We start from the raw sequence: 17,410 nt of genomic DNA, 5'->3' as shown, positions 1-17,410 counted from the left end.
TCCTTTAACCTGAAATTTTTGGTGTTGATGCTAATAATGTTTTTGTATAAGAATGTTGTGGATTACGGAATACTTCGTCCGTATTTCCAAATTCAACAAGTTCTCCTTTGTATAAGACAGCTACTTTTTCACATAAATAGTGAACCATCGGTAAATCGTGAGCGATGAATAAATATGTATAACCTTGTTCTTTTTGGATTTTTTGCAGCAGATGTACAATTTGAATTTGCAATGAAACGTCTAATGCTGAAATTGGTTCATCAAGAATCAATACTTCTGGCTCACACAATAACGCTCTTGCAATAGCGATACGTTGACGTTGTCCTCCGCTAAATTCATGCGGATATCGATCAATATATCTTCTATCTAATCCAACACGCTCCAGGGCATCACCCGCTACTTTATCCTTCAATCCTTTATCACCTAAACCGAATGAAATATAACCCTCCGTTACGCTATCGCGTATTTTCCAGCGCGGATTTAATGCAGCTGTAGAATCTTGAAAAATGAACTGTACTTTCTGTAAAAAATCTCGCTTATGAGCTGACTTCAGCATGTGAACAACTTGACCGTTATAATCAATTTCACCAAACGTTGGACTCTCAATCCCTGCTATGAGCTTTCCAAGTGTTGTTTTTCCTGAACCACTTTCACCAATAATGCCAAGTGTTGTTCCTTTCGGGATAGAAAGTGATATATCTTTTAACGCTGTGATTTCTTTACTTTTACTTCCATATGTTTTCGTTACTTGCTTTACAGTAATTAAATCTGTCGTCATGAGGCATTCACCTTCTCTTTTGATTTCGCTTTATTATGCTCCAGAACATGCTGCCAGCAATGTGAACTATGCTCCTTAGAATACGTTGTTCTCTCTGGGAAACGATGAATACATTCTTTTATGGCTACTGGACAACGATTTACAAAAGGACAACCAAAGCTATTTAATGTTTCAATGGAAGGTGTCGTTCCTTCTATAGCACGTAATACCTTTTCGGAAACATCCATATTCGGAATTGCTTGTAATAAGCTTTTCGTATATGGATGTTTAGGAGAACCTATTACCTCCTGTATCGTTCCTTTTTCAACAACACGTCCCCCGTACATAACAACTACTCGATCAGCTACCTCACGTACAAGTGCCAAATCATGTGTAATTAATAAAATACTCGTATTTTGTTTTTCTTTTCTTTCTTTTAATAGCCCCATAATTTGTTTCTGAATCGTTACATCTAACGCTGTTGTCGGCTCGTCTGCAATTACAAGCTTTGGATGACAAGCAAACGCAATTGCTAAACAAATACGCTGCCTCATCCCCCCGCTTAATTGATGTGGGTACTGTTCAAAGCGTTTCTCTGCTTCATGTATCCCTAAATCTGTTAACAAGTTAATCGCAATTCCCTTTGCCTCTCTTTTCGACTTTTTCCCATGTTGCAAAATTACTTCTGTAATTTGTTTGCCTACCTTCATCGTTGGGTTTAAAGATGAAAGCGGATCTTGAAATATAAAGGAAATATCTTTTCCGCGAATTTGATTCCATTCTGATTCTTGTAAATTCGTTAATTCCTTTGATTGGAAAGATACATTTCCATCATCGATATGAATTAATTCTTGATTCAAGCCGATAATGGATTGTGCTGTAACACTTTTTCCTGAACCACTTTCTCCTACAAGTGCAACTATTTCACCTTCGTTAATAGAAAAGGAAACATGTTTCACAATTGCTTGCTTACTATTCTCTTTTTCAACGGCTAACGTTACGTTTTCTAAAGATAAGATTTGTCCCATGTTTTTTCTCCTTTCGATTCCGTTTGACGATTTTTGGATCAATTGCATCTTGCAAACCATCACCAATTGCATTAAATGCGAACATAATGAGTGCAATCATGATTGCTGGGAAAAATAGCTGCCACCATTCTCCGCTCAATAATGTCCCGAGTGCATCATTCGTCATCGTCCCCCAACTTGCCGCTGGTGATTGTACCCCAAGTCCTATAAAGCTTAAAAATGATTCTGAAAAAATAGCTGCTGGAATTGTAAATGATAAATTGACGATAATAATCCCTGTTAAATTCGGAATTAAATGCCCATATATAATTTTCATATGTGATGTACCTAATCGCTCTGCTGCAATAACAAACTCTCGTTGTTTTAAAGACAATACTTGTGCTCGAATGAGACGAGCCATTCCAATCCATCCCGTTAATGCAAGGGCGATAATAATGGTGAAAAGACCTGGTTTCATAACAATTAATAGTAAAATAACAATTAATAAATATGGGATGCCGTATAATACTTCAATTCCTCTTATAATCCACTCATCAATTAACGTTCCAAGGCGATTACGCCCTCTCACATATCCACTAAATCCACCAATCAGTACACCGAGCCCTATATCGAGGGCAGCTGCTACTAATCCAACTGTTAGTGAAATCTTCCCACCAGCCCAAGTACGTGCCCAAATATCTCTCCCTAGATCATCTGTTCCAAACCAATGTTCACTACTCGGCGGTAAATTTGTTGCCTCTTTTACTTGTTCACTCGCAGTAAATGAAGTTAAACTTTCGCCAATAAGCGAGAAAACAATAATTAGCAATAACGTCACTGTTCCTAAAACTGCGATTGGATTCGATATAAACTTACGAAACACTTCTTTCTTTCTGCTAATCGTTTGCTGATTTTTATTTATCGTTAATTCTTTTTTCTCTTCATTTGTTAATAACTGGTCATTAATTTCATAAGCCCCCATCTAAACATCCCCCTCCTTACGTAATAGAACGAATACGTGGATCAACAATACGGTGAATAATATCTGTAATGAAAATACAAGTAATTAATAATGCACTATAGAAAATTGTTGTTCCCATAATCACCGGATAGTCTCGGTTAAAAATACTATCTACAAAATATTTTCCTAGGCCAGGAATTGAAAAGATTTTTTCAATAACGAAAGTCCCCGTTAAGAGTCCAGCCATTAACGGTCCAACAAATGTAAGTACTGGAACAATCGCATTTCGAAGAGCGTGTCTTATAATAATCTTCTTAATTGGTATGCCTTTTGCTCTTGCTAACTTAATATAATCACTCTGCAGTACTTCGATCATATTAGAACGAACAAACCTTGTAATCACTGCGATTGGCCCTAACGCTAACGCAAAGGATGGCAATACTGTATGTTCGAATGTTCCCCAAGAGGCTACTGGTAAAAGCTCGAATTGAATAGCGAATACTTGTATAAATAGTGGTGCTAAAATAAAACTTGGAATAGAAATACCTAGAATTGCGAGCAAACTCACACTATAGTCAATTACTTTCCCATGATATAGAGCAGCAAATGTACCTGTAGCAATTCCGACTAACAACGAAATAACAAGTGCTTGTAGACCAATAATTGCTGATGGACCAAAGCCAGTTGTTATAATTTCTGATACACCTTGCCCGGTTGATTGAACAGATTCACCAAAATCAAAATGAACTACACCGTCTAAATAAGCCACATATTGATTCCACAACGGTTCATCAAGGTGATACTTCGCTCTCATGTTTTGGATCACTTCTTCAGGAAAGATTTTTGCATCTGATGAAAATGGATCCCCCGGAATAATATGCATAATTAGAAATGTCACCGTCGTAATAACCCATAGCGTGAACACCATAACTGATAATTTTTTAATTACATACACTTCAATACCCCCTAAACACATATATTTACTTAGTTTTATGAACGTACTTTTTCCATTACTCCCTTTTCTCTTTTTAGAATACAAAAAGCCTTGATCTTAAAAAATAAGATCAAGGCTTAATAAACAAAGGCCCATCACTTATCTTTCAAGACTTGCTTGCTGGAATTAGCACGGTGTTCCTACTACAGAACCCGCTGCTGAGGTGTCATAGGGCCAGTCCCTCTACCTCTCTGGATAAGTAAATTGCTATATTATTATTTGGTTCAAATTGTATATTTCGAATTATAATTCTGAAAAAATGAAAAGTCAATCAAATTGGGTATATTTAGAAAAATCAGTTTTTAATCCATTTATCGAAATTACATTTTTCAGCTTATAATAAAAAGAAATGATGTTAAAGGAGTTATAAGATGGACCCCTTACTTCTTGCTACTATAGGATTACCCTTAACAATCGTTATACTTGTCATCATCGGCTTCTATAAACTCTTTATTAAAAAGAAACGTATTACTTTTTTTTATACTCCTTTCGATAATATTACCGGGCAAACTATTTCCGAATTTCACGAAGAGCAGAAGGTATTAGTATCCGAGGATGAAGATGAAGACGGAGATGGTAATAAGAAAAAATAACCTTGCACAGGCAAGGTTATTTTTTCGTTTCTGCTTGAAAACGTTTATAGTATGTCGATGCTGTTGCAAAATTAATTTCTATATCACGAATCAACGATGAATCTTCTTCTTTAGCTAACTTCTGTAATTTTTTCATCGCTTGTTCCGATTCATTCAAGAAACCAACATATACTTCATGTTCTTGCTCTTTCGACTTCGGAACACGAATTTCTTTACGTATATGATCAATATCTTCTAACATGCTCGTTGTTACCTTTTGCACATCTTCTTTATATGTAGCAGTCGTTATTTCCTTACCGCCCTTTTCTTTTGCTACTTCAAATAACTGCAGTGCTTTATTAATTTCTTTATTCATTTTCATATCGTATTTTTCATGTACTGCACGGTATTCTTTCATCTCTTCTGTTTGTTCTGTAGATTGCTCTACCTTTTCTTTCGGTTCTTTCGTATCTTTATTTCCATTACATCCTGCTAGAAGGAGCATTCCTCCCATTACGGCAATACCCAAAACCTTCTTCATCTCTTCTTCTCCTTTTATCTACAACTATTACTCATTATAGTTTCTTTTATCTCCACTTGTTATTATACCGAGAACATCCTACTTTTTACACTTAAGACGACACCGTAATATATATACCAACATGTTTGTCACAGTATCGTCACTTTATACAAATAACTTTTGCAATGCTTTACTACATCACCTTACAAAACTGTATGAGGTATTTCAAAGAAATGAAAAAAGAACTGATTCAAACATTCCCTTTGAATCAGTTCTTTTTTGTTAAGCCTCTAGATTTTGTTTTTGCTGCAGTTCAAACTGCTTCTCACTTCTTCTGGCCATAAATAGATAACATAACACTGCTCCTACTTCACAAAGCGCAATAACAATACCCATCGGTAATGCTGTATTACTTCCACCGATACCTACTAGCGGAGCAACAAGAGCTCCTGAAATAAACTGTAATAAACCTAATAAAGCTGATGCTGTTCCTGCAGCTTGTTTCTGATTTCTCATCGCTAATGAAAACCCAGTTGTTGATACAACCCCGACACTTGATACGACAAGGAATAACGAACATAAAACACCAATTAAACCTATTCCTAATACGATTGTCAGTAGTAAAGATAGACCACCAACAGCTGCGATAATAATACCCGCAACAAATAATGTCTTCTCATTCACTTTCCCCGCTAAACGACCCGTTACCTGACTAGCAATAATAATACCGATGCCGTTAATCGCAAAGAATAAACTAAATTGCTGTGGTGATGCTCCGTATATGTTCTGCAACACAAATGGTGAGCCCGAAATGTATGCAAACATTGCCGCTGTTACTAATCCTTGTGACAATGCATATCCCATAAATAGACGGTCCTTTAACAATTTTCCGTACGTCGCCAAAGTCCCTGACAAACCACCTGTTTCTCTTTCTTCAGGAGGTAATGTTTCACGTAATACAAAAGTAGCTGAGATTAACATGAATACGCTAATTGCTCCAAGAACGATGAAAACACCGCGCCACGTTGTAAACTGTAACAATTGCCCCCCAATAATCGGTGCCAAAATAGGTGCTGCTCCGTTTACTAACATAAGCAGTGAGAAAAACTTCGTCATTTCAGAACCTGAGTACATATCTCTTACCATCGCACGTGATATAACAATCCCGGCTGATCCTGAAGCTCCTTGTAGGAAGCGCAATAATACTAATGTCCAAATAGATGGCGCAACAGCACAAAGTAAAGAAGAAGCAACATAAATAATAAGAGCAATAATAAGTGGTTTGCGTCTTCCGTAAATATCACTAATTGAGCCAACAAATAATTGCCCTACTGACAACCCAAGCAAACAAGCTGTTAATGTAAGCTGCGCTAGGGATGCACCTGTTTGCAAGTCATCCGTTAACTTCGGTAATGAAGGCAAATACATATCAATAGATAATGGCCCAATCGCCGTAAGTGTCCCTAATACAAGAATCATCCACAACCTGTTTGCCTTTACAGGTTTATATATTTCGTGATTAACTTCATTCACTTTTTCAATTCACCCTTTCCTATACACACTGAATCGTAACAATTATAGTTACACCATAAACATACGTCAAGTACAGTGCATTTTCCTCTTTCATAATGTAAAAAAAGCGATAGAAATTCTACCGCTTTATTTTTTCACATTGCTATTCGTAAATTTAGATACCGAGGCCATCGTCTCTCCCGTATCTAAATATGTAATTTGAATTGGATCTCCTACTTCTGTAAACATAGCATATGGGAATTTCTTCACTGGTATCATAAATACCTTTTGTTCATTCTCTAAAAGTACGTACACGATTGTATTTTCACCTGATTTTTCTTTATATACACGTTGTACAATACCTTCTTTTTGCGCTTCTTTTCCTGTTGAGGTTGGTCTAAATGTATCACCATTACCGCTCATTACGTTTTTATAATTCTCAAGCGCTTCTTTCTGCGAAGAACCTGTCGCAAATATTTTTGCATTAGCAGCATATACAACTGTATGCGCACGTACTAGGCCTCCGTCATCAACAACCGGAATAATCCAAGCTGGTTTTCCGTATACGTTATAAATGACAGGCATTGTCCCATGCCATTTCTCTCTCTTAAAGGAATTATCCACTACTTCTGTAGCTGCTGAACCATCCATAATCCCCTTTACTTCTTTTCCATTATAATAATATAGCTTACCTGTGCGTGCATCTACTAATGAATAGCCTAGAGCTGAATCTACTCCTTCTTTTGGAGAAGTAAAGTCTGTAAAATAATACAGTGTTCCATCTTTACCAAAAATCGGGGTCACGCCTTCTTTCGTTCCCCACTCAGTCGGAATTTTCATATCTGTTTGTGAGAATTTCGTATTCCAAAATCCGTGAATATATTTACCAAAGTACGTATTTAACGTAGATGCAGTCTCATGATTTAATACACCATCAACAAATTTAGGTGCCTTTCCTTTATCATATCTTTTCACTTCACCTGTTTGTGCATCTACTACGACAACACCTTCTACTTCAAATCCAGATCTTCCTGAAATAAATTCACCGTACGTCATTGTATAATATGGTTTTCCTTTATCATCAACCTCAAATTTAGGTTTTCCTTTAAAGATTAAATTTGGTTCTGCTTGCCTTACCACACGCTCTAAATTATTACCAAAAAACATGCTTGGCACATATTTCATTTTATAACCGAGGTGCAGTTTCGCTTCCGCATCAGGATTCGTACCTGACATCGTTACATACCCTGGAATTGTCTCAGCTTTACGTGCTTTAAAAAACCCTGAAACTTCAATCGGCGCTACATATAAAGCTTCGCCGTTTACCATTTGTGGCGTTAATTCTCCTAGCTCAAAATAAGCTACTTTTGGAATATCACCAAATACTTTTTTCATCTTATTCTCCGCTGTCTTTGGCGGCACTGTAAACGGCTGGTCATTTTCAGTAAATGGCTCTGAAATATCTTTCTCTACCTTAACAACAGAATCATATTTCTTTTGCGAGATTACTATATCGTGCAAATAACCAAAGTAGCCGTAACTTGCGAGTAAAATAAACATTAGAAGTCCTTTTAATGCACCTTCTAATTTCCCTATTTGATCTTGTGAAAATAAAACAAGCCCAATTAAAATTGCTACTGCAACAGAATAATGAGTAAGAATCGAATCTACTCGATCATCAATTAGCCAAAAGTATTCATAGATTGCAATACCTATCCAAAATAAAACAGGAATAACTAAAATAGATGATTTCTTACCCTTTACAACCTTCTTATCTCCCTTCTTATCCACTGCTCGAAGCTTACTACTACTTCTTGTCCATGGAATCAAAAACAAAGTAAGAATAGCTAAAACTACAAATTTCATCAAAGGCACTGTCCCCTTTTCTTTTGTATTCCCTTTTAGTATAACAAATAAAGGTTATTAAGGTGAAAATAGGAATAGTTATATTTTTTTACTACTTAATACAATCCCGCTCACTACATATAGAATAGATGCAATATAAAAAATTGTACCAATCGTAAAGAAATCTACTAAATATCCCGTGGCAATAACCGCTACTGCTCCGCCAATGGATGTCCACACATGGTATTTTCCAATCTCATAACCAGCCTTTTCCTGCGCAACCTTTCGTGCTAACGAAGTCTTCTCAGTATTACGCTGCACAGCACCTAAAACGCCCATTACAATTTGAAGAATATACACATGCCAAACTTCCGTGGCAATTGGAAAGCAAAGCATTAAGATTGCCATGGACCAAGCGTATATGATTAATAATTTTTTATCCCCTACTTGATCAGATACCTTTCCCACTAGTGGATATACAAGTGCTGATGTTAAAGCAAATAAGCCATACGCCCAGCCAAATTGCGAGAAGCTATTTCCAACGTTTCGAAGCAATAATATATAAAAAGGAAATACCATACTTCCTGCCATCATGATGATACTTTGCGAAGCCACAAATCTTCTATATGTCATTTCGTATACTCCCTATAAAATAAATTCACAAATCTCTCTTCTGAATCTACTTCCTTCTTTTTCTTGAGAAATTCTTCAATGCGAGGATATGCCCTCTTTAACTGCTCTTTCGTTGGATAAGAATAATACGGCAAATAGTAACTACCATTATGCTTTAAAGTAATATCAATCATCTTTCGAATGACATCCTCTGTTTTCTTTATCTCACTCTCTGAGCGTCCCTGGTTAATCAAAAGAACCAGCGCAAACATATCATCTTTCGCATAGGACAAAACTGCATTTTCATTCTTTTCCACGTAACGAATCGTAATGTTGAGTAAATTAAACTCTTCTTCATTTAATACGTTACGTAAATCATCTATATACTCTGTGAAAGCATCTATAGGCACAAAGTATTCTTGTAACACTTCGGTCCTATTTGGATTTTCATATTCCATAAAAGCACTATCTGATCTCATAACGTTATTACGCGTCTCATACTTTCCATCTGTACGTTCAAAATAACCTCTTTGTATATCCCAAAATGTATTCTTTCCCCAATCACTATAACGTGATAACCCAAGTAAAAATTTCGGTGCAGCTATAATATTTTCTTCCTTTAATTCACTGTACTCTTCTCTCATATTTTGATTTTGTGCCAAAGTATAATCTGTCACATACATCTCTTTTAAAAATGAATTTGGAGCAACAGAAATACGCGCTAAGTGCATACGAACATTCTCATCTCTTTTCACTTTCTCTTTGAAATAAGATGCGTATTCTTTATAATCTATCATTCTCGTGTGCATTTCATATAATTCATCATCTGTTAACTTCAGCGTCACATCTAAAATAACTCCAAATAAACCGTAACCCCCAATGACATATGGAAATAACTCTGCATTTTCTTCTCTACTTACATTACGTACCGTGCCATCTGCCATTAACAATCTAAATGAATCTACTGTATCAATCAGTGCCTCATGACGAATATCACGCCCGTGTACATTTACACTTAATGAACCGCCAACAGTAAAAATATTTTGAGACTGCATGACCTGTACCGCAAGGCCATAAGGATTTATTTTCTTCTGAATATCATTCCAGGTGACACCACTTTGAACTGTAATCCGCTTCTTCTCTGGATCAAATTCTAATATTTTATTATATCCTTTCATATCGAGCATCGTGCCATTCGGATAATATGTCTGTCCTCCTTGGCTATGTTGCATGCCTGCAATGGAAATTTTCTCTCCTGAAACTTTTGCATCTCGCACTAATTTTATTAACGAGTGCTCTTCCGTAGCACTTTCAACACGTTTTATTTTTGTCGGAAGCAATTTACCTACATCACTCATAATAGGATGATCAATTTGTTTTTTATACGTATGTACAGACGTTGCAAGCAAAACCGTATATGCGACAATGACCGCTGCTATCTTTCTTTTTTTCAAAGGACACTCTCCTTATTAGCAACAAAAAGAGATACCCTTTCTTTCAGGTACCTCTCTTGACAGTGATTACTTTGCTGCTGGCAATTGTATTGGATCAAATTTATCATACGATGTAAACTTTGCATCCGTAATAATGTGCGCTTTATCCTCACCATTGCTACTCATAACCATATCTATCTTTGCTGATTCATATTTAAAATCTTTTGTAATAATATATTCCCCATCTATTTCTTCTATCTTTGCATTTTGGCCTTGTAGCATTTGTTTCTGCTTTTCATCCATACTAGCTAGCATACTCTCTGTCTCTTGCCCTTTTAATGCAAACTTCAGCTTATAATTATCTCCACTTTTCTCCATCTTCACTTTATTTAAAATTTCCGATGGAATCTCTAAATTATCTACCATTCCTTGAGTCGCGTTCATTCCGTTAGCATTCAATTGTTCCTCTGGTACAGACATAATTTCACCCGTATTAGGATTTTTCAACTGACCAGCAATTTTGCCACCCACATCATAAACAACAACCTCTGTACCAGAAACATTCATTTCAGAACGAGAATTTTTTTTCTTCGGCTCTAGTTGCATTTTAGCCTTTATTACATTCATCTCTGTTCCTTCAGCCTTTATTCCCACATCATATGTCATCGTTACATTTTCTTCGTTTTTAAAAGCTTCATTCGCTTTATTAAAAACATCCTTCGCTGTTAATTCCTTTTCTTTCTGCACAGCTTCTTTTTTCGGTTCGTCAGTCTTTTTTGTTTTCTCATTACTACACCCTACTCCTAGACCGACTGCAAGTACTAAACTTGAAATTAAAATAAGTTTTTTCATAACGTCCCCTCCTTCCCAAAAATAATATCATCTCTTTTCCTATGAAATCTATATAATTCGTAATATTTATCTTTAAATTTATTTCCTATATAACAACATGTTTGAGAAAAAGTTTAAATATGATGTAAATAATAACAACTCATTTCAGGAGGTCATTATGAAAGCGATTATTTGTACAAAGTACGGACCACCTAATGTTCTCCAGCTTCAAAATGTAGAAACGCCTAAACCTAAAAAAAATGAAGTATTAGTTAAAATTCACGCAACAAGTGTATCGACTGGAGATTGTAGAATACGTGGCTTTAATAGCCCCCTCTTATTTTGGATTCCTATGCGGATCATATTAGGTTTCAGAAAACCGAGAAAACCTATACTTGGCGTAGAGTTATCCGGTGAAATCGAAGACATTGGAACAGATGTAACACAATTAAAAAAAGGAGATCAAGTTTTTGCATTAACAGAACTAAACCTTGGTGGTTATGCGGAATACACATGCGTGCATGAAAGTGGATTAATAGCATTAAAACCTACCAATGTGACATATGAAGAAGCTGCCGTTATTCCTTTTGGCGGAACTTCAGCATTGCACTTCCTTAGAAAAGGACAGATAAAAAAAGGGCAACGAGTACTTATATACGGCGCCTCTGGGTCAGTAGGGACAGCTGCCATACAACTTGCTAAATACTTCGGGGCGACTGTCACAGCCATTTGTAGTAGTTCGAATTTCGATTTAGTAACAACTTTAGGGGCAGACAACGTAATTGATTATATGAAAGAAGATTTTACTAAGCGGGGCGAGCACTACGATATTATATTTGATGCAGTTGGAAAATATAAAAAGTCTCTTTGTACAGATGCATTAATGCCTAATGGAAAATATGTATCTGTGAACGGAATGATGGCAAAGGTCAGTAAAGAAGATATGAACCTGCTAAAACAACTAGCTGAAACAGAAAAGCTAAAACCTGTTATTGATAGAACTTACCGATTAGAAGAAATTGCTGAAGCTCATATATATGTAGAAAAAGGACATAAAAAGGGGAATGTTTCGATTATCTTAAAATAAAATATATTCCGAAAATATCATTGACAATTCTTTTTGTACGATTTACTATTAGTACCATATTCAACACTACATACACATACTCTTATCAAGAGTGGCGGAGGGACTGGCCCGATGATGCCCGGCAACCGAGCTTATGACGTATAAGCTAAGGTGCTAATTCCTGCAAAACGAGTTTTCGTTTTGGAAGATAAGAGAGGAATCTATTTCGTCTATTCGGCACCTCTCTTATTTTTGGGAGGTGCTTTTTATTTTGGAACGTATATGAAGGGGGATTTATAGATGAAAAAGGTATTATTAAGCATTGTAAGCGGAGCAGTATTATTATTAGGCGCATGTAGCGTGAGTTCAGATAAAGAGGTAAAAGCATTAGACGAGAAAAAGATTACTGTCGGTGTAACAGGTGGACCACATGAACAAATTTTTGAAAAGGTAAAAGAAGTTGCAGCAAAAGATGGTCTCGAAATTGATATAAAAGTATTTAATGATTATGTAGCGCCAAACGTATCATTAGATGAAAAAAGCCTTGATGTAAATAGTTACCAAACGAAATCGTATTTAGATGTATTTAAAGCTGAACGCAATATGAAATTAGCTGAAGTATTTTCAACAATAACATTCCCTATGGGCGTATATTCTAAAGATATAAAAGATGTAAAAGACTTAAAAGAGGGCGATGCAATTGCTGTACCAAATGACCCAACAAATGAACTTCGAGCTTTAAAATTATTTGAAAAAGCAGGGGTTTTAAAAGTTGATCCAAAGGCTACAGAAAAAGCGACTGCAAAAGATGTAATTGAAAATCCAAAAAAATTAAAGATTGTCGAATTAGAGGCATCTCAATTACCAACGCAACTAAGTGAAGTGAAAGCAGCTGCTATTAACACAAACTTTGCATTAGGTGCAAAATTAAGTCCAGCGAAAGATTCTATCTTCCGCGAAGGAAAAGATTCACCATATGTGAACTGGGTCGTTGTTCGTACTGAAAATAAAGATGATGCCGTTGTAAATAAATTAAAGAAAGCTTATCAGTCTAAGGAAGTAAAAGAGTTTATCGAGAAAAAATTTGATGGTTCAGTTTTACCATCTTGGTAGGAGCTGACGATAATGATTGAATTAAAAAACATATCCAAAGTATTTACAACAAAAAAAGGGAATGTTGAGGCTCTTAAGTCTACTTCCCTTAAAGTAGAAAAAGGCGAGATATTTGGAATCATTGGGTATAGTGGCGCTGGTAAAAGTACATTGATTCGATGTGTAAATTTATTAGAAAAACCAACGACAGGAAATATCATTGTAAACGAACAAGACTTAACAACGTTATCGACAAAAGAACTAGCAAAAGCGAGACAAAAAATCGGAATGATCTTCCAAGGATTCAATTTACTTAAAACTGTTACCGTTTATGAAAATATCGCATTACCGTTACGGCTTGCTGGCATTCCAAAAGCAGAAATTGAAAAAAGAGTAGAAAAGTATTTACGCATTGTCGATCTTTTTAATCGAAAAGATGCGTATCCAAGCGAACTTTCTGGTGGTCAAAAACAGCGTGTTGCAATTGCTCGTGCGCTATCACATGAACCTGAAGTGTTATTAAGTGATGAAGCAACGAGCGCATTAGATCCCGAAACAACCGATTCTATCCTTGATTTGTTATTAAAGATTAACGAAGAAATCGGAATTACGATTTTACTCATTACACATGAAATGAATGTCATCCAGCGTATATGTGACCGCGTTGCTATTATGGAACATGGATCTGTAGTCGAAAGTGGGACTGTAAAAGATATTTTCACAAACCCACAACATGTAACCACGAAGAAATTTGTAAATAGCGCATTTGCAGCGAAAATTCCAAAAGAGGTACAGAAAGAACTACAAAGTACTGGAGAAATTGTAACACTTTCATTTATTGGCACTACTTCAGGGGAACCTGCCTTAGCCGTTGCCACAAAACGTTTCCAAGTTTATCCGAATATTTTATCCGGTAATATTACGCAGTTAAAACATGAAGCATATGGGAAACTAGTCGTTCATATGCAAGGGGAACAAAATGAAATCCACCGTGCTTTATCATTTTTACAAGAGCAAGGAATCATCGTAGAAGGAGGTAGAACAGATTATGGGAAACAAGTCCTTTTTGGATGAATGGGGTAAAGTCATATGGGAAGCCACAATCCAAACCTTTCAAATGACATCTATCTCATTACTCATCTCGATCCTTATTGCATTACCACTTGGCGTCACACTTGTTTTAACGAGACCTGGTGGGCAGCGTGAAAATAAAATCATCTATCCTATTCTTAATACAATTATTAATATCATTCGCTCTCTTCCATTTATCATTCTATTATTCTTTATTTTACCTTTTACAAAGTTTCTAATGGGAACGTCCATTGGCGTGCAAGGTGTTATCGTACCGCTTGTCGTCTTCACAGCCCCTTATATCGCACGTTTAATGGAGACAGCTTTACTAGAAGTCGATCGCGGTGTCATTGAAGCCTACCAAGCGATGGGCGTTTCTACTATAAAAATCATTTGGCACGTTATGGTGAAAGAAGCACGTCCCTCCCTTGTACTCGGATTAACAATCGCAACGATCGGCTTAATCGGCGCAACAGCAATGGCTGGCCTTGTAGGTGCTGGCGGGCTAGGGGATTTAGCATACCGCTTCGGACATTTACGCTACGAGCCTGAAGTAATGTATGCAACCGTCTTTATTTTAATTATCCTCGTTCAAGGATTACAATCTTTAGGGAATGGTGTTGCACGAAGATTGAAGAAAGATTAAAAAAGAAGGCATCTCACCCTGGTGAGATGCCTTCTTTTTTATCTTTTAAATCCACCTTCTGAATGAATAACTTGCCCAGTAATCCACTCGGCCTCTTCACTTACTAAAAATTTAATGAGTCTAGCTGCATCCCTTGGCTCACCAATTCTGCCAAAAGGAAACATCGGCTTTAACCCTTGTTTTATCTCTTCAGTCATCCATCCTGTATCGGTTGGTCCTGGATTAATTGCATTCACTGTTATTCCTAAATGAGCTACCTCTGCTGACAACGTACTAGTAAGAGCATCAATAGCTCCCTTCGTTGTCGCATAAGCTAGTTCTCCTGCCATAGGACCTTGAAATTGCCCCGAAGTAATATTAACAATTCTACCACTAGATTTCTTATCAAATCCCCGGGAAAATTGACTACTTAACAGCGTAGTCGCACGAACATTTACCATATAATGCTTATCTAATTCTTCAACAGTCAACGTAGAGAAATCATTATTCGTAGAATATGCTGCATTATTAATTAATATATGAGGGTACCCTAATTGTTCAGTAACTTTATTTATAAGCTCTTTTGGTGCATCATTCTGAGTTAAATCTAACTCCATACTTGATACTTTAACACCGTTTTTTAGTAACTCTTCTTTTAATTGTATTTGTTCATTTTTATCAACGCCCCAAGGCATCTCTTTATCGTAAGCTGTCCAATACGTAAAAAATATATCGTATCCTGATTCAGCTAATTCTTTACAAATCGCTGCCCCTATACCATCTAGACGACTTACCCCTGTAATAACTGCTACTTTATTTTTTAATTGGTTCATCATATACTCCTCCAAGTTTAAAGGACGCATATTTTATATAAGAGATATAAACTTTCCCACAAAAAAGACAGATACATAAAATAGGCACCTAGCCTTATAAAAGGGATGTACAAGCCAAATATGCATTCCTTGAATGATTTACAGATAACTAAATAAACCCTCGCTTATGAGAGAAAAATTTATCTATCTAGTAGTTTCTAATCATTACAAGTTCATCCACATATTGAGTCTTTGTCTCCTTTACATATATCTCTATTCTTAGTTTATCAAAGCAGATAAAATGTTACAAAAAATAAAACAATTATTCACAACCTATCCTTGTTCACATTCTCTCCATTGTGAATCTTTTCACATTTGATATATAATAAACGTGTAAATACAATATTGGAGGGATTTCAATGGTTATCAATTTTTTAAGAACTGATAAACGTGCTACTTTCATATTATTACTTTTACGGCTTTACATAGGATATACATGGCTCGCTGCTGGGATAGGCAAAGTCTTCGGACAATCTTTTGACGCAAGCGGTTTTCTAAAGGGTGCTATTGCTCAGGCATCAGGTGACCATCCTGCAGTACAAAGTTGGTGGGCAGATTTTCTTCAACATTTTGTCCTTCCAAACGCAGACCTATTTAGCTTTTTAGTTCAATGGGGAGAAATTTTAGTAGGTCTAGGTTTGATTTTAGGCGGATTAACAAAAACAGCTGCATTTTTCGGAATCATAATGAATCTTTCATTTTTATTAAGCGGAACTGTTAGTGTAAACCCAAACCTGCTTATTTTGACTATGTTCATTTTAGTTGCAGGGCAGAACGCTGGACGTATTGGATTAGATGGCTATGTTTTCCCTAAACTTTTCCGTAAAAACAACCACAGAACATATAAATTAAGTAAAACTGCGTAGTAACAATTTACTTTTAAAATATAAATAAGAAAAAGAGCCTGAATATAGGCTCTTTTTCTTATTTATCCTAATTTAAACTTTTAACGAACCACGAAAACCTCTGGCAGCATAGTAAGAGTCTGCTCCATTGTGGTACACGAAAACATGTCCAAAGCGATAATCGCAAAATAGAGCTCCACCAAGCTCTCTAATATCTGAAGGTGTTTGTACCCAACTCGATGATTTCATATCAAAATCTCCAAGTTGTTGTAACTCTCGATATTGTTCTTCCGTTAATAACTCAATACCCATAGCGGCCGCCACATCAATAGCGTTATTTTCTGGTTTATGCTTTTTTCTTGATTCTAACGCTTCAAGATCATAACAAAGACTTCTGCGGCCTTTAGGACTCTCCTTTGAACAATCATAGAAAGTATATTCGTCCTTTTCTTCATCATAACCAATAACATCCGGCTCACCACCAGTTACTTCCATTTCGTTAAGTGACCACAATTTTTCATTATTAGTAGTCAGCTTCGCTTCAACTTTAGCCCATTCAAGACCTTCATGGCGGTTCATGTTTTTCTCAAAACGAGCTTGCAATACTTTCAATAACTCTTCACGTTTTTCTACTAGTAAGTCATTTTTATTTCCTGTCATATTAGTCCTCCCTGATGTATGTACTGATAGTAGTTTAAGTATATATTTTATAATAAATCATCTCAATATGAAGACCGTTTCAATCATATGTCTTGTACAAACATCTATTACAAAGTCCTAAAACCCTCCATACTC

At 36.2% G+C, this 17,410-nt stretch carries 18 protein-coding genes and 2 riboswitches; of the genes, 6 read left to right on the top strand and 12 right to left on the bottom strand.

Going from position 1 to position 17,410, the window contains the following annotated elements; translation table 11 throughout:
* Positions 1–4: 4 nt before the first annotated feature.
* From ABWK52_RS05970 to ABWK52_RS05955, 4 genes are read right to left on the bottom strand one after another with little or no spacing between them, the layout of a single operon-like run.
* Complete coding sequence (locus ABWK52_RS05970; protein ID WP_000205679.1) at positions 5–778, bottom strand: ABC transporter ATP-binding protein; 774 nt, start codon at positions 776–778, stop codon at positions 5–7.
* Positions 775–1,785, bottom strand: a complete 1,011-nt coding sequence (locus ABWK52_RS05965; protein WP_000529797.1) for an ABC transporter ATP-binding protein — start codon at positions 1,783–1,785, stop codon at positions 775–777. The genes ABWK52_RS05970 and ABWK52_RS05965 overlap by 4 nt, the downstream gene beginning before the upstream one ends.
* Positions 1,742–2,746 carry an ABC transporter permease gene (locus ABWK52_RS05960; protein ID WP_000501529.1) on the bottom strand — a complete coding sequence of 335 codons (1,005 nt, stop codon included), beginning with the start codon at positions 2,744–2,746 and terminating at the stop codon, positions 1,742–1,744. The genes ABWK52_RS05965 and ABWK52_RS05960 overlap by 44 nt, the downstream gene beginning before the upstream one ends.
* 16 nt (positions 2,747–2,762) lie before the next feature.
* Positions 2,763–3,680: an ABC transporter permease gene (locus ABWK52_RS05955; protein WP_098509124.1), complete on the bottom strand. Its 918-nt coding sequence runs from the start codon at positions 3,678–3,680 to the stop codon at positions 2,763–2,765.
* 135 nt (positions 3,681–3,815) lie between these two features.
* Positions 3,816–3,921: riboswitch (SAM riboswitch) on the bottom strand.
* Between the two features lie 169 nt (positions 3,922–4,090).
* Between ABWK52_RS05955 and ABWK52_RS05950 the strand changes: the two genes are divergently transcribed.
* On the top strand, positions 4,091–4,312 hold the full coding sequence (locus tag ABWK52_RS05950; RefSeq protein WP_088350904.1) for a DUF3951 domain-containing protein: 222 nt from the start codon (positions 4,091–4,093) through the stop codon (positions 4,310–4,312).
* A gap of 16 nt (positions 4,313–4,328) precedes the next feature.
* On the opposite strand, the gene ABWK52_RS05945 is transcribed toward ABWK52_RS05950, so the two are convergent.
* The 6 genes from ABWK52_RS05945 to ABWK52_RS05920 form a co-directional block, all read right to left on the bottom strand.
* Complete coding sequence (locus ABWK52_RS05945) at positions 4,329–4,832, bottom strand: hypothetical protein (protein WP_000756517.1); 504 nt, start codon at positions 4,830–4,832, stop codon at positions 4,329–4,331.
* Between the two features lie 261 nt (positions 4,833–5,093).
* On the bottom strand, positions 5,094–6,353 hold the full coding sequence (locus ABWK52_RS05940) for a multidrug effflux MFS transporter (protein WP_223153447.1): 1,260 nt from the start codon (positions 6,351–6,353) through the stop codon (positions 5,094–5,096).
* Positions 6,354–6,470: 117 nt separating this feature from the next.
* Positions 6,471–8,189: a DUF3981 domain-containing protein gene (locus ABWK52_RS05935; RefSeq protein WP_084063802.1), complete on the bottom strand. Its 1,719-nt coding sequence runs from the start codon at positions 8,187–8,189 to the stop codon at positions 6,471–6,473.
* A gap of 78 nt (positions 8,190–8,267) precedes the next feature.
* Positions 8,268–8,801: an MFS transporter gene (locus ABWK52_RS05930; protein ID WP_000222367.1), complete on the bottom strand. Its 534-nt coding sequence runs from the start codon at positions 8,799–8,801 to the stop codon at positions 8,268–8,270.
* Entirely contained in the window at positions 8,798–10,234 is a 1,437-nt protein-coding gene (locus ABWK52_RS05925; RefSeq protein WP_000746276.1) for an FAD-binding oxidoreductase, read from the bottom strand. The genes ABWK52_RS05930 and ABWK52_RS05925 overlap by 4 nt, the downstream gene beginning before the upstream one ends.
* A 66-nt stretch (positions 10,235–10,300) precedes the next feature.
* Positions 10,301–11,065, bottom strand: coding sequence for a DUF6612 family protein (locus ABWK52_RS05920; protein WP_000733612.1), 765 nt, complete (start codon positions 11,063–11,065; stop codon positions 10,301–10,303).
* A 157-nt stretch (positions 11,066–11,222) separates the two neighbouring features.
* On the opposite strand from ABWK52_RS05920, the gene ABWK52_RS05915 reads away from it, so the two are divergent.
* The 4 genes from ABWK52_RS05915 (at position 11,223) to ABWK52_RS05900 (ending at position 14,919) form a co-directional block, all read left to right on the top strand.
* On the top strand, positions 11,223–12,131 hold the full coding sequence (locus ABWK52_RS05915; protein WP_098542246.1) for an NAD(P)-dependent alcohol dehydrogenase: 909 nt from the start codon (positions 11,223–11,225) through the stop codon (positions 12,129–12,131).
* Positions 12,132–12,210: 79 nt separating this feature from the next.
* Positions 12,211–12,325, top strand: a riboswitch (SAM riboswitch).
* 85 nt (positions 12,326–12,410) lie between these two features.
* Positions 12,411–13,223, top strand: coding sequence for a MetQ/NlpA family ABC transporter substrate-binding protein (locus ABWK52_RS05910; protein WP_098509120.1), 813 nt, complete (start codon positions 12,411–12,413; stop codon positions 13,221–13,223).
* 12 nt (positions 13,224–13,235) lie between these two features.
* Positions 13,236–14,276: a methionine ABC transporter ATP-binding protein gene (locus ABWK52_RS05905; RefSeq protein WP_098509118.1), complete on the top strand. Its 1,041-nt coding sequence runs from the start codon at positions 13,236–13,238 to the stop codon at positions 14,274–14,276.
* The gene (locus ABWK52_RS05900) at positions 14,251–14,919 is read left to right on the top strand and encodes a methionine ABC transporter permease (RefSeq protein ID WP_000527151.1); all 669 of its coding nucleotides are present in this window, start codon (positions 14,251–14,253) and stop codon (positions 14,917–14,919) included. The genes ABWK52_RS05905 and ABWK52_RS05900 overlap by 26 nt, the downstream gene beginning before the upstream one ends.
* A 38-nt stretch (positions 14,920–14,957) precedes the next feature.
* Here the strand turns inward: ABWK52_RS05900 and ABWK52_RS05895 are convergent, their stop codons facing one another.
* A complete protein-coding gene (locus tag ABWK52_RS05895) occupies positions 14,958–15,734 on the bottom strand; it encodes an SDR family oxidoreductase (RefSeq protein ID WP_141537413.1) in 777 nt (258 codons plus the stop codon).
* A gap of 395 nt (positions 15,735–16,129) precedes the next feature.
* On the opposite strand from ABWK52_RS05895, the gene ABWK52_RS05890 reads away from it, so the two are divergent.
* Positions 16,130–16,636: a DoxX family membrane protein gene (locus tag ABWK52_RS05890; RefSeq protein ID WP_000236368.1), complete on the top strand. Its 507-nt coding sequence runs from the start codon at positions 16,130–16,132 to the stop codon at positions 16,634–16,636.
* Positions 16,637–16,708: 72 nt separating this feature from the next.
* Here the strand turns inward: ABWK52_RS05890 and ABWK52_RS05885 are convergent, their stop codons facing one another.
* On the bottom strand, positions 16,709–17,275 hold the full coding sequence (locus ABWK52_RS05885; protein ID WP_000147390.1) for a DUF4256 domain-containing protein: 567 nt from the start codon (positions 17,273–17,275) through the stop codon (positions 16,709–16,711).
* Between the last annotated feature and the right edge of the window lie 135 nt (positions 17,276–17,410).

The organism is Bacillus sp. AP50 (assembly GCF_040492675.1).
Classification (GTDB): Bacteria; Bacillota; Bacilli; order Bacillales; family Bacillaceae_G; genus Bacillus_A; species Bacillus_A cereus.
The sequence above is the reverse complement of the archived record's forward strand: the minus strand, read 5'-3'. Positions and strand labels throughout refer to the sequence as shown.